This is a genomic window from Microbacterium sp. (genome assembly GCF_036566905.1).
Lineage (GTDB): Bacteria > Actinomycetota > Actinomycetes > Actinomycetales > Microbacteriaceae > Microbacterium.
The window spans coordinates 25,960-37,047 of sequence record NZ_DATCVK010000248.1 but is presented as its reverse complement, the minus strand read 5'-3'; the positions used below and the strand labels follow the sequence as shown (position 1 = coordinate 37,047).

The 11,088-nt window shown below is 66.0% G+C and carries 10 protein-coding genes; 4 read left to right on the top strand and 6 right to left on the bottom strand.

From position 1 onward, the window contains the following. From VIP82_RS22630 to VIP82_RS22620, 3 genes are all read right to left on the bottom strand, one after another. Nucleotides 1-1,326, bottom strand: a complete 1,326-nt coding sequence (locus VIP82_RS22630) for an ABC transporter substrate-binding protein (protein ID WP_331912822.1) — start codon at nt 1,324-1,326, stop codon at nt 1-3. 67 nt (nt 1,327-1,393) lie between these two features. Continuing rightward, nucleotides 1,394-2,281, bottom strand: a complete 888-nt coding sequence (locus tag VIP82_RS22625; RefSeq protein ID WP_404909616.1) for a carbohydrate ABC transporter permease — start codon at nt 2,279-2,281, stop codon at nt 1,394-1,396. A gap of 53 nt (nt 2,282-2,334) precedes the next feature. Further along, complete coding sequence (locus VIP82_RS22620; protein ID WP_331912818.1) at nt 2,335-3,156, bottom strand: carbohydrate ABC transporter permease; 822 nt, start codon at nt 3,154-3,156, stop codon at nt 2,335-2,337. 371 nt (nt 3,157-3,527) lie between these two features. Between VIP82_RS22620 and VIP82_RS22615 the strand changes: the two genes are divergently transcribed. From VIP82_RS22615 to VIP82_RS22605, 3 genes are all read left to right on the top strand, one after another. Then, nucleotides 3,528-4,970 carry a sulfatase family protein gene (locus VIP82_RS22615; RefSeq protein WP_331912816.1) on the top strand — a complete coding sequence of 481 codons (1,443 nt, stop codon included), beginning with the start codon at nt 3,528-3,530 and terminating at the stop codon, nt 4,968-4,970. A gap of 38 nt (nt 4,971-5,008) precedes the next feature. Beyond that, nucleotides 5,009-6,286, top strand: coding sequence for a BNR-4 repeat-containing protein (locus VIP82_RS22610; RefSeq protein ID WP_331912814.1), 1,278 nt, complete (start codon nt 5,009-5,011; stop codon nt 6,284-6,286). Between the two features lie 119 nt (nt 6,287-6,405). Next, complete coding sequence (locus tag VIP82_RS22605; RefSeq protein WP_331912812.1) at nt 6,406-7,203, top strand: IclR family transcriptional regulator; 798 nt, start codon at nt 6,406-6,408, stop codon at nt 7,201-7,203. Here the strand turns inward: VIP82_RS22605 and VIP82_RS22600 are convergent. The 3 genes from VIP82_RS22600 to VIP82_RS22590 are packed head-to-tail and all read right to left on the bottom strand — an operon-like array spanning nt 7,173 to nt 9,444. Then, the gene (locus tag VIP82_RS22600; RefSeq protein WP_116194289.1) at nt 7,173-7,772 is read right to left on the bottom strand and encodes a DUF624 domain-containing protein; all 600 of its coding nucleotides are present in this window, start codon (nt 7,770-7,772) and stop codon (nt 7,173-7,175) included. The two genes, VIP82_RS22605 and VIP82_RS22600, sit on opposite strands and share 31 nt — an antisense overlap. Further along, on the bottom strand, nt 7,769-8,527 hold the full coding sequence (locus VIP82_RS22595; RefSeq protein ID WP_331912810.1) for an SDR family oxidoreductase: 759 nt from the start codon (nt 8,525-8,527) through the stop codon (nt 7,769-7,771). Before VIP82_RS22595 ends, VIP82_RS22600 begins: the two co-directional genes overlap by 4 nt. Next, on the bottom strand, nt 8,506-9,444 hold the full coding sequence (locus VIP82_RS22590) for a dihydrodipicolinate synthase family protein (protein WP_331912808.1): 939 nt from the start codon (nt 9,442-9,444) through the stop codon (nt 8,506-8,508). Before VIP82_RS22590 ends, VIP82_RS22595 begins: the two co-directional genes overlap by 22 nt. Before the next feature lie 128 nt (nt 9,445-9,572). Here VIP82_RS22590 and VIP82_RS22585 point away from each other — a divergent pair, with 128 nt between their 5' ends. Next, nucleotides 9,573-11,018 (top strand): ABC transporter substrate-binding protein, encoded by a 1,446-nt coding sequence (locus VIP82_RS22585; RefSeq protein WP_331912806.1) that lies wholly within the window; start codon nt 9,573-9,575, stop codon nt 11,016-11,018. Nucleotides 11,019-11,088 lie beyond the last annotated feature (70 nt).

The following is an 11,088-nucleotide window of genomic DNA, read 5'->3' as shown; positions in this document are numbered from 1 at the left end:
CTAACCGATCAGCGTCTGAGCGATGCGGCCCGCTTCTGTCATGGCATCCTTCGGACTCTGCTGGCCGATGAGAACCGACTGCACCTTCTCTGCGATCGTCGACTCGATCTGGGCGTACTGCGTGTACTGCCAGAACGGGTTGGTGGTCGCCGTCGCCGTGATGCGCTCGCTGAAGGTCGCGCCGAACGCATCGCCGAGAACCTCCTCGGACGACAACGCTTTCTCGGTCACCGGCGGCAGCCCACGCACCTCGTGGTCGGCCAGCACGGCCGTGAGATCGGATGTCGCCCATCGCGCGAAGTCCGCCGCCGTCTCGGCGCCTTCGCCTGAGGCGATGGCGATCGCGTTGCCCCACACCAATGCGCGAGGAGCATCACCCACCTCGAGCACGGGCCGCGAGACGGGGACGAGCTTGGAGGCGAGCTTCGGATCCGGCGAATCCTTGGTGACCGCGTTCCTTCCGACCGGGGCGTCGTCGTAGATCGCCGCGCGTCCCTGAGAGAACAGCGAGCGTGCGTCGAACCGATCGACATCGGCTGCGATGAGGCCCTGGTCGTAGAGCGACTTGTACCACGCGACCGCCGCCACACTCGCCTCGTCGCCGATCGTGACCTCCCCGTCCTCGACGAGGGGACTGCCGAAGGTCTCCATCCAGATCAGAACGTCCTTCAGCTGCGCCGCCTTGGTCGATGCCGCATACGGGATCAGCCCGCCACCCAGGCCTTTCAGCCTCTTCAGCGCCGTCTCGTAGTCGTCGATCGTCACAGGGAAGTCGTCGCTCGGGATGTCTGCCTTGTCGAGGATCTCGGAGTTGGCGAGAAGGCCGATCGCGCCGATCGTCCAGGGAAACGCGTACTGCACGCCGTGGAACTGCGCGGCCTCCAGTGCGGCCTGCGTGTACCCGCGATTCTTCGTCACGGCAGACACGTCCTGCAGCGTGCCGAGGGCGGCCAGCGAGCCGAGCCAGGCGACGTCGACCTGTGCGGCACCCATGAACTGGCCGCCCCGGATCTGCAGCATGATCTGGTTGAAGTACTCGTTGTACGGGAACGACACCTCACCGATCGTGATGTGCTGGGCATCCGAGTAGCCCGCGAGGAGAGCCTTGATCGCGGGCGCAGAGGCTTCCTCGGTGAGCGCCCAGCTGGCGAAGTCGAAGTCGGTCGGCGTGAAGCTTCCACCGGCTGCGGCGGTCGGTGTGGTCGGAGATGTTCCGACGCCGGTGGGAGCGCATGCGGCCAGAGCGGCGCCGGCGGCGCCGATTCCGAGCAGCTGCAGGGCGCGACGACGCGTGAGAGTGGCGTTCATGAGGGTGGATTCGGACATGGAGGTTCCTCCTCTTCGAGGGTTCGGGGAACTGCGGGGTGAGACGTGAGGACCGGGCTCAGGGCTGTCAACCCTTCACCGCTCCGGCGGTCAAGCCGCCGACGAGGTAGCGCTGAAGGGCGATGAAGGCGATGGCGACAGGCAGCGAGGTCACGATGGACGCGGCCATGAGTTCTGGCCACGCGGTCGATGCCTCGCCGATGAAGGTGTTGACGAGGCCGGGCGGAAGGGTCTGCTTGTCGGGACCGGCCAGCGTCAGCGCGAAGATGAGGTCGTTCCAGCCGCGGACGAATGCGAACAGCCCCGCGGCCACGAGCCCGGGAGCCGACAGCGGCAGGACGATCGAGTGAATGGTGCGCAGGCGGGAGGCGCCGTCGACGCGTGCCGCCTCGATGAGCTCATCCGGGATGGTGTCGAAGAAGCCCTTAAGCATCCAGACGCACAGCGGCAGGGTGAAGGTCGTGAACGACAGCACGAGAGCGGTGTACGTGTTCAGGAGCCCGTACGCCGCGAACACCGTGTACAGCGTGACGAGCAGCAGGGCCTGGGGGAACATCTGCGAGGCCAGCACGAAGTACATGAGGGCGCGTCGGCCGCGGTAGCGGAACTTGGAGAACGAGTACCCCATGTACGCCGACACGAGAACGGAGAGCACGGCCGTGATGGCCGACACGATCACGCTGTTGCGCAGATAGATGAAGAGGTCGGGGTCGGCGAAGAGCTTGGCGTAGGCCTCGAGTGTGATCTCGCTGGGGATGAGGCGAGGAGGATACGCGAACACCTGCGTCGCCGGGGTCAGTGAGGTCGCCACGAGCCAATAGACCGGTAGCAGTGCGAACCCACCGAGCACGACGACAGTGATCCATGCCGAGATCCGCACACCCGGTCGCTCCGCGCGAAGTGCTCGTGTCCGGCGACGCCGACCGCGCTGACCCCCGACGACCTGGTCGATCATGACCTCGGCAGGCATCGGCGTCACGGGCCCCGCAGCCAACTGTGTCGCAGCCTTCATCGGTTCTCTCCCTTCTCCGTGAAGCGGACGTAGACGACGACGAGCACCATGAGCAGCAGCATCCATAGCAGGCCGATGGCGCCGGCACGCCCCAGATCGAACCCGTGGAAGGCCGTCTCGTATACGGCGGTCGCGAAGGTCTGGGTGCTGCCGGCGGGCCCACCGCCGGTGAGCACGTAGATGATCTCGAAATGCTGGAAGTTCCAGATGAACTCCAGCAGCAGCACGAGGCTGATGATCCCCTTCATATGCGGGACCGTGACCGCCGAGAAGCGACGGACCGTTCCCGCTCCGTCCATCTCCGCTGCCTCGTGGAGCTCGCGGGGCACGGTCTGAAGGCCGGCGAGAAGCATCACCATCATCCAGGGGAACGATTGCCAAGTCTTGGCGAGAATGACGGCCCCCATCGCCGTGGCCGGCTGAGCAAGCCAGGCCTGCGGTTCGTCGATGACCCCGATCGACTGGAGGGCGGCATTCATCACGCCGTAGTTGGCGTTGAAGATCCACATCCACAGGAACGAGACCACGACGCCGGGCACGAGCCACGGGATCAGCATCAGACCGCGCATGACCTTTGCGCCGCGGATGCGAGTGTTCAGGGCGAGCGCGAGGGCAAAACCGATCACGAACGGCAGCACGGTCGCGCCGACCGTGAACACGAGGGTCTGCGCGAGGAGCTGCGGGAACTCGCCCCCCAGCACGTCGATGACATTCGCGAGGCCGACGAATTCCCGGCCAGGCAGGACCAGGCTCTGCTCGAAGAAGGCCGTGGCGAGTGCAGTGATGAGCGGGTAGACGACCACCAACGCCAGGAGCACGAGACCAGGGCTCAGCAGAAGGAAGGCGAACTGTCCATCGGAGAGGCGTGGTCTGTGACTATTTGATAACGTATGTGAAGTAGTTGAGAGTTGTGGCAACGATTCATCCCTCAGTATCGGCGCACCCGGGTCGAGATCCGGCCGTCATTCTGGCCGCAAGGCTGCTCATCAGCTTGGGGTGAGGCTCGCCACAGGTCAACTGATCGAGATCACAAGAGCATTACAAGATGAGATGTTCTGAGATGTTGTGTTCGATACGCTGTGAAGTAGGCTGCATTGCAATGACTGCATAACTCGCAATATGGATGGCGCTTGCACATGGCGGTGCCTAGAGTTATCGTCGAAGAAACGAGCAACGGAGTGCATGAACAATGACCGAACCCAATGTGGTGTTCATCCTGTGTGACCAGCTGCGAGCCGACTTCCTCGGCAGCTACGGTGCCGACTTCGCGCCGACTCCTCATATGGATCGCATCGCCGAGGAGGGCATCCGTTACGAGAACGCCATCTCGGCCTATCCCGTCTGTGTTCCGGCGCGCACCGCGCTCTTGACGGGAATGGACGCGATCAAGACCGGCGTCACCGACAACCTCCGCGGGCTCCGTCCGGACTATCGCGACCTCGGGATGCGTACCTGGCCCGAGCTGCTCGCCGAGCGCGGCTACCTCACGGCAGCCATCGGCAAGATGCACTTCTATCCGTGGGACGCGTCCTGGGGATTCGGCTACCGCGTCATCGCCGAAGACAAGCGCTGGCTGAATGTTCATGATGATCACGATCACGCGCTCCGCAAGGCGGGCTATCGCAAGCGACACGGTGACGAGTTCGAGGGCTATCACGAGCACAAGGGCGCCGTCGTCAACGACACCCCGCGCGAGCTGACGCCCGACGGCTTCGTCGGCGACGCCGCAGTCGAGTTCATCGAGACCTACGCCGGCGACGGCCCCTTCGCGCTCATGGTCGGATTCCCCGGCCCGCACTGTCAGTACGATCCTCACCCTGACACCTTGGAGCGCGTGGACGCCGGCAAAGTCCCGCACGCCGTCCCCGCCGTACCTGAGAACACCGGAGTTCTTCGTCAGAAGAACATCGAGGGCAATCTGCGTGCGTGGAACCGGGTCGACTACACCGACTTCCCTGAGGAGTCGAAAGACAGGATCCGCGCCCACTATGCAGCGCTCGTCGCCCAGATCGATGACGAGATCGGGCGGGTCGTCGCCGCCCTCGAGCAGGCGGGCGTCGCCGAGAACACCGTCATCATCCTCTCGAGCGATCATGGCGACCTGCTCGGCGATCACGACATGATCGGGAAGGGCATGTACTTCGAGGGTGCTATCCGAGTTCCCATCCTCGTGAAGATCCCCGGCGGTCCGCGGCACCGCGTGGAGCCCCAACTCGTCGAACTCCACGACATCACGGCGACGATCCTCGAGCAGGCGGGGTGCGCTGTGCCCAGCTACATGGACAGCGTCCCCTTGCCCGCGACCACCACCGCGGACGGCGGGCGCGAGGTGATCTTCGGAATGCTCACGGGCGGTTGGATGGCATACGACGGTCGCTGGAAACTGCACAAGTACGCCACGGGTGAGATTCTCCTGTTCGACCTTGAGAACGATCCGTTCGAACAGCGAAATCTCGTGCGCGATCCAGCCCACCTCGAGGTGTTCCTCCGCCTCGATCAGGCCCTGACCGTCGAGGTCCTCGATTCGCTCAAGGTCCTCACCGATGACCGCGCCGTGCCCGTCGGCTGGAGCGTCGACGCGTTCGGGCGCCGCGGCTGGGAGCGGCCATACCCCAATCCGCTGACCGCCTGAGCCCCGCGCGGGGCCCCGGAGATGCAAAGGAGCATCGCATGAAGAGAACGAGTCTGGCGGGCGCGCTCGCGCTCGCCGCCGTCACCGCCGCCGTCCTCGTGCCGGCATCCGCCACCGCCGGGACGGCGTCGTTGGATGTGGTGCCGTACGACATGGACGCGTCGAACCTCGCTGGGTGGTGGACGCCGCTGGAGACGTACGTCGGGGCGACCGAGAACACCTATATGGCGTTCAACACCCCCGCCGGAACGGGCACGCATCACGTGTCCGTCGCTGAGCGCATCACCTCCAGCGGTGTCGTCACCTGGGCCGAACATCGGTTGCTCGATGGCGGCGTTCCCGCCGAGTTCGACAACGACCTGGGACACGCCCAGCCTTCGGTCGCACGCGATGGGAACGGCGAGCTCCACGTGTTCGCAGGGATGCATACGGATCCGTGGAAGTACTACCGATCCAATGGGCTCGGAGACCTCGAGAACGAATCGGCAGAAATGCCGGACCAGGACACGAAGGTCACCTATCCCGTTCTCGCGACCGCACCGAACGGTGACGTCTACCTCGCGGCGCGCGTCGACCGACTCGACTCTGCAGGCAACGTCGTTTCACGGCCGGGAAGGCTGTACCAATGGGACGTCTCGTCGCAGCAATGGAATTCGGTCGGAATCTTCGCCGAGGAGTCGGGCAAGGCGGTCTACCCCGACGACATTCAAGTCGATGCGAGCGGGAACGTGCACCTCGTGTACAGCTGGTCGCGATTCCCCAGCTCCGGCTACCGGCATGCGCTGAGCTACATCGTCTACAAGCCCGGCACCAGCACCTTCGAAGACAGCGGCGGCGCCACCATGACGCTTCCCACGACGCCGTCCACATCGGACGTGATCCAGACGCTCTCGGGCACCGAGGATTACGCCCTCGACGATCTCGGGGTCCAGACGGCCAAACTCACCCTGGACGGTTCGGACCCGAAGGTCGCCTACCGGTACCGCAGTCCTGATTCGGGCAGCATCTTCGAGGTCCGCTTCGCTGAGAACACCGGCAGCTCGTGGCTGAGCGACGTCGTGCACTCCGGCACGCAGACGCGAGCCACCGTCGATGTGACCTGGCATCCCACAGAGGGGGCTCGCGTGTACTACGTGGTGAACTCGGGTACCGATCGCGCGTTCGTCGCGACTGACACCGGAGCCGCCTGGGCGTCCCACTCCGTCGCCGACGGTCTGCCGATCGAACGCATCGCCGTAGAGCGCACCGCCGCGAACAAGGACATTCTGTACCTGGTCGATGTGGCCAATGGTGACCTCATCTACGGGCGCCACTAGTCGTCAGCAACACGATGCGGGGCCGGGTCGCATGGCGGCCCGGCCCCGCCTCATCCATATGGTGGATGAGGATGGCATATTGAGATACCCTATGTGTCAAGTGAACCTGGAGGTAGCCCGTGACCACCGCCGATCGATCCGTCCCGGGAACGCAGAGCATAGACCGCGCTCTCAGCCTGCTGAGCGCGTTCAGCCCCGAGCGGCCACGCCAGCGTGTCGCCGACCTCGTGGCTGCCACGGGTCTCGGGCAGTCCACGGTCTCGAGGATGGTCTCGGCGATGACGGCACTCGGCTTCCTCCGTCACCATCCGCAGACCGGGATGTACTCGCTGGGGGCGGAGGTGGTGAACCTCGCCGGGATCATGCTCAACGACCACCCGGTCCATTCGGCCGCACGCCAGGTCGCACAGTCCCTCGCGGCACGACTGGGCACCGGCGTCAACGTGGCCGAACGCGCTGACGCGCATCTGTCGTACCTGTGCAACTTCGAGGGTGCTGATGCGCCGCGCAACTCCACTCTCATCGGTCGTGGCGGCCCGTTGCACGCTACTGCCATGGGAAAGGCCCTGCTCATCGGCAAGAGCAAGGCGGAGATCACCGCGATCCTCGGAAGCGAGTTCGACCGGTACACGGTCCACACGATCACGGACGTCGACGCGCTTGCCGAAGAGGTCGCTCGCGTGGCAGAGCGAGGCTATGCCACCGAGAACGAGGAGCTCGCCCTTCGTCGCGCGTGCATCGCGGCGCCGATTCGCGATCGGTCAGGCGAGGTCGTCGCTGCTGTGTCCATTTCGGGTCCCCTCTCCGTTCTGCGGATGAACGAGCGCGAGGAGGAGCTGGCGATGATCCTCATCGAGCAGGCCGACCTGATCTCCACGGCTCTGGGCTACGTGGCCCGTGTCGCTGTCCGCGCGTAGCGCATCGCAACGAGCGAGGCGCCGAGCAGGGGCCCGCTGATTCCGAACGCGAGCACGGCCGCAGGAGAGTAGGCGACCCCGAGCACGAGAGCGGCGGCGGATGCAGCGCTCACGAGTGCCGCGGCGATCGGAACCCGAGCGAGCATCACCAGCCCGGCGCGCCAGCCCACGAGCGCGGAAGGGTCGCCGCTGAGCCGCGCGGCCGCGGGCAGGAGCAGCAGCCACGTCGCATACGCGAACGCGAAGATGGCCGCGGGCGCCGCGAGGAAAGTGCCGCGGGCAAGCCACAGGCAAAGAGCGACGAGTGCGCCGTGCGCGAGCGGGACTCCCAACCGCAGCTGCGACGACCAGAACTCGCCGCGCCAGAGCCGCCAGCTCGCGCGCCACTCGAATGCCGCATCCGGGTGCGCGAGGTACTTCGCGAGCTGTGCGGCGAGCACGTTGGTCGCGGGCGCGATTCCCAGCACGATTCCGCCGGCCAGGCAGTGGCAGAGCCAGCCGAGCTGCAGCAGAAAGAGACGGGGCACCCAGGGCACCGCCGCCCGCAGCCGCCCCGGCCAGCCCGTCATCCGCGTCGTCCGTCTCCGAAGGCATTCGCCCCATCGGCGAGTTCCGCGACGAACGAGTCGCGCGTCATCGCCGCAGCGGAGGTGATCGAGAGGCCGCCGTCGACGGGAAGGACGACCCCCGTGATGCCGGCGGCAAGCGGCGAGGCGAGGAAGGCGATCGTGTCAGCCACCTCCCTGGCAGAGACCGTGCGGCCCATCGGGTAACCGGCGTGCGTGCCGGCCGGTCCGTCGACCGCGCTGGGCGCGACCGCGTTCACCCGGATTCCGCGCGGAGCGCTGTCGAGCGCGGACTGCCGCACGAGCGCATTGATCGCGCCCTTGGATGCCGCGTAGGCCGCGCTCGCGGGATGGGCGAGATCCGCGTTGACCGACGAGATCGCGACGACCGCGCCGCCTCGACGGAGCACTTGGAGGGACCGCCGCAGCGTGTGGAACGTCGTATCGAGGGTTCCCGTCATCACGGCTCGCCAGGTCTCATCGGTGGTGTCCCACACGCGGCCTCTTCGCTGAACGGCAGCGCCGACCACCACGCAATCGAGTCCACCCAGGATGGCGGCAGCGTCGTCCACTGCCGCCTCTGCGGCCTCCGCCTGGCTCATGTCCGCCACGACGTGCGAAACGAGAGAGGGCGCTGTCGAGCCCGTTCGGTGGTCGATCCCCACGACGCGCGCGCCATGGTGGCTGAGTCGGTCGGCGATCTCCAGTCCCAGCGGGGAAAGTGATCCGACGAGTATTACGCGCGCACCGGCGAGCATTCGGCCACCTCTGTCACGTCCGACAGGACGGAGTCGAACACGTCGATCGTAGCGAGTCGCATCGCATCGCTGATCGGGCGTGCGGGTGCTCGCACCGCGGCGGACTCGATGATGCCGCGGTGGACGAGGATCTCCTTGTGCACCGCATAGGCGATGCCCGGCTGAAGCCCCCACACGAGGAGAGGAAGGAGGCGGCCATAGATCTCGCGGGCGCGGGTGTGGTCGCCAGCGGCCAGGCGGTCCAGCACGGGCACCAGAAGGTCGCTGAACTCGCAGGCAGGCATGGTGCCCACCGAGCCCAGGGCATACTCGTCCACCACGAACTGCGCGTTCATTCCGCCGATCATGAGCGTGCCGGTGAGCTCGGCGACGGGCCAGAGCGCCTCGAACTTGACGAGCGTCGGCGGCGATTCGATCTTGACGCTCACGACCGCATCCGAGAGGCACACTTTCGAGAGAGTATCCGCGCTCATCTCCAGCCCCGTCGCGCCGGGGGCATCCTGCACCATCACAGAGACCCCCAGCGAGTCCGCGCGGTCGGCGACCATGCCGAAGAAGTCGACGACCTGGGCGGGACTCGGTTTGACCATGTGCGGAGGCATGACCATCGCGGTGCGGGCGCCGCCGTCCGCGATCGCCTCCAGCTGCTCGAGAGCGGGGCCGACCCCGGGTGCGGATACCCCAGCCACAACGTGCATGTCCGGCGACACGCTCCGCAGTGTCGCGAGGATCTCCGCACGGTCGTCGGTCGTCAACGTGAAGCCCTCGCTCGCCATTCCGAAGACCGCAACGGCATCTACGCCGCATCGCTCTTCGAACGCCACGAGCCGGGCAAGGCTCGGTGCGTCAAGTGTTCCATCGTCATGGAATGGTGTTGCCAGGACGGGGATCAGGCCGGTGGCGGTGGGGCGCGTCATGGATGCTCCGTTGCTGAATCTAGAGATGATGGGATCAAAAAACGAACATAGCAACCATATGGTGGATATGAAACCCATCAGCGTGTTAGCATGCAGGGGACATCAGTCCACGACAGAGAGGTTGTGCAATGAGGCAAGGACACAGCATCGGGCGCGGCATCGCCGCAGGCCTGGTCGCGGCGGGGGTGGGGCTCTCGCTCTCCGGCTGCAGCCTGTTCGGCGCGCCGGCCGCCGAGCCCGAGGCCGGCGACGACGCGGAGTTGACGGTCGCTCTGGTTCCCGATCCGCCCGGGGCGAGCGAGTTCTACCGTGAGCAGTTCGACGCGTTCGAGGAAGCGAACCCTGGAATCACGATCAACGTCATCGAGAACCCCGCCGCGCAGCACGTCAACGCTGTCGAGCTGATGTTCCAGCAGGACGAGGCGCCTGACGTGTTCCGGGCCCAGGGAGCTGCGACACTCGATCTGTTCCACGAGCGTGGATGGGTCGCTTCCTTGGATGACCTCGTCACGGACGAGTTCATCGCCCGGTTCCCGGAGGGATCCATGGAGCCCGCGACATCCGGCCTGCATCGAGACGGTGAACTCGTGAGCGTCCCGCTGACGTGGGGGGACTGGGGGTTGACTCAACCCCTCATCTACAACGCCGAGATCCTCGCTGAGTACGGCTACGACAGCGCGCCCGAGACCTGGTCGGAGCTGGAGGAGATGGCGCGCACGATCACCGAGGGCGGCGGCGGCCAGGTGTACGGGTTCGTGCCCACCGCCACCGACGGGCTCGGCCTCTACGCCTTCGCCAACACGGCGAGCCCCGCGTCGGTGGTCAATGGGATCGACCTCACGAAGGGCGGGCCGCTGTACGAAGACGACGAGATCGTCGAGCTCGTCGACTCCTGGCGGCAGATGCAGGTCGACGGTGTGTTCGAGCCCGGCTGGGAGAGCTTCGACCAAGCGAAGACGTTCACCGAGTTCGCCGCCGGTCGCGTCGCGATGTACCCCGGTGCTGCGTGGCACGTCGCCGAGATCCGCAAGCTCTCACCCGAGATCGAGATGGAGCTCGCCGCCATCCCCACGCCCGATTCCGGTCGCGACGGCTACGTACCTCGCCTTTCGGCCTTCCAGCCGATCTGGAGCATGTCGTCGACGACCGATCACCCTGAGGCAGCCCTCAAGCTGATGGACTTCCTCTCCTCCGTCGAGTTCTACGCCGCCTACTACGAGAAGTTCGGCACGCTCACCGCATCGCCGAGCGCGTGGGAGGAGGAGGCCTCCGAGAACCCCGATCAGGCCGCACTCCTGGAGGTCTCTCCCGAACTGATCCGCACCGCACCGAACCCGCAGCTCCAGGACAACGGCGGCGCGCAGTTCTGGGCGGCGTCGGGAAGCGACGCGAACCTCTCCTGGTCGGCCGCGGCTCTGCAGTCCATCATCGGGAATGTGGACTACGCGCCGCTCGCCGCTCAGCTCACCGCATCGATGGAGGCGCTGATCACGGAGTCCGAAGGCACGGAACCGGATGTGAGAGATGCCATCACATTCCCCGACTGGGACCCGCTCGAGGACTACGTGCCGTAGTCGGCTGCCCACAGCAATCCCGTGGCCCGCGCGCAGCTTCGAACGCGCGCGGGCCTGGACCAAGAGGACC